Here is a 1,303-nt window from a genome sequence, read left to right as displayed (position 1 = left end):
GGGGGTACCCGACCTGCCGTCCGCCGCCCCGGCAGGTGCCGGGCCATGCCCGACCCGCCGGAGCGCTGGCCCGGGCGGCGCGCTGGCCCGCTCGGCACGCTGCGCCGGGCGCCGCGATGGGCCGCGCGGCACCAGACCCGCCAATGCCCTGCCCGGGCGGCGGTGGCCTGGGCCGCGCGGTGCCGGACTTGGCGATGCCCGACACGCCGGTGCCCGGGCGGGCCCGGGCGGCGGTGGCCTGGCCCGGGTGGGTGCGGGCCGCCGGCGCCGGACTCGCCGGGGCGGTGGCCAGGACGGCGGTGGCCTGGCGTGGGTGGTGCCGGACCGGGCAGAGCGGGGCCGGGGTGGGCTAGAGGCGGTCCTCCATGCCGATGGCGTCCTCCAGGTCCTGGTGTGCCTCGGTCCAGTCGCCCTCCTGCTGTTGCAGGAGGGCGGCGGCGATGGCGTCGAGCTTGCGCTGGATCGCGTGTTCGGCGCGGCGCTCGGAGTTCTTCAGCAGGGCCAGCAGCAGGAGGGACAGGGCACCCATCGCGTCGCCCGCCAGGTGCTGCCACTCCATCGACAGCCCGGCCAGGTGGACGGCTGCGAAGCCGGCCACCAGGGTGACGCAGAGCAGCAGGAAGGCCGCGGAGCTGGTGAAGTTCGAGGCCAGCTCGGCCAGCCTCTCGAACCGGTTGCGCCGGCCGGTCCCGGTCTTCTTCGCGGGGTGCTCGAAGGTCATGCCCGGCGCCTGCCCACGCCCGGGGCCGGCAATCGGCGTCCTCGGCCGGAGCGGACCGGGCCGGGCCTGCCCGGCCCGCTCATCCGCTGCGCCGGCACCAGCGGCGCACCAGGAGGAACAGTCCCACCAGGGTGGCCGCGTACGAGAACGTGAAGGCGGCGATCAGGACCGGGGCGGAGGTGGCGACGGCCAGGGGCAGCAGGGCGAGGGCGGCCGCCGCCATGGCGCAGACCGCGCCGGTCAGCGCGCCGTGGCGGCCGCCGCGCGGCCGGTCCGCCGGCTGTGAGCCGGGGCCGGGTTCGGGTTCCTGCGGGAAGAGACCGGTCCCGAACGTCATGGCACGGTCGAAGCGCGGGTCCGCGCGCAGGGCCCGTTCGATCGCGGTCAGGGCCCTTCTCTCCCGGTGCGAGAGTCCGCTGCCGTCCATCACGGCCTCCTGCGCGTCGGCGTCCGGCTCGCGCCGGTCCGCGGGGCTGTGGCCGGGCGCCTTCCCCGCCACCGCGGCGGCCATGCGCCCCCCCGGGGGGCCGGCCCCTGCCCGCCCGGGGCCCCGACCTCCGTTCCCAAGGGCTCCGCCCCTGA

The 1,303-nt window shown here is 78.1% G+C and carries 3 protein-coding genes; 1 reads left to right on the top strand and 2 read right to left on the bottom strand.

Annotation, left to right across the window (positions count from 1 at the left end; translation table 11 throughout):
- The first annotated feature begins 194 nt into the window (after window positions 1-194).
- Entirely contained in the window at window positions 195-353 is a 159-nt protein-coding gene (locus VR44_RS45290; RefSeq protein ID WP_157880401.1) for a hypothetical protein, read from the top strand.
- Here VR44_RS45290 and VR44_RS25285 read toward each other — a convergent pair.
- Together VR44_RS25285 and VR44_RS25280 are read right to left on the bottom strand one after the other, a co-directional pair.
- On the bottom strand, window positions 350-721 hold the full coding sequence (locus VR44_RS25285) for a hypothetical protein (RefSeq protein ID WP_045949895.1): 372 nt from the start codon (window positions 719-721) through the stop codon (window positions 350-352). The two genes, VR44_RS45290 and VR44_RS25285, sit on opposite strands and share 4 nt — an antisense overlap.
- A gap of 79 nt (window positions 722-800) precedes the next feature.
- The gene (locus tag VR44_RS25280) at window positions 801-1,232 is read right to left on the bottom strand and encodes a DUF3040 domain-containing protein (protein ID WP_045949894.1); all 432 of its coding nucleotides are present in this window, start codon (window positions 1,230-1,232) and stop codon (window positions 801-803) included.
- Window positions 1,233-1,303: the final 71 nt, after the last annotated feature.

Source organism: Streptomyces katrae (genome assembly GCF_000966975.1).
Classification (GTDB): Bacteria; Actinomycetota; Actinomycetes; order Streptomycetales; family Streptomycetaceae; genus Streptomyces; species Streptomyces katrae.
Note: the sequence above shows the minus strand (reverse complement) of the source record. Positions and strands in the feature narration are given on the sequence as shown.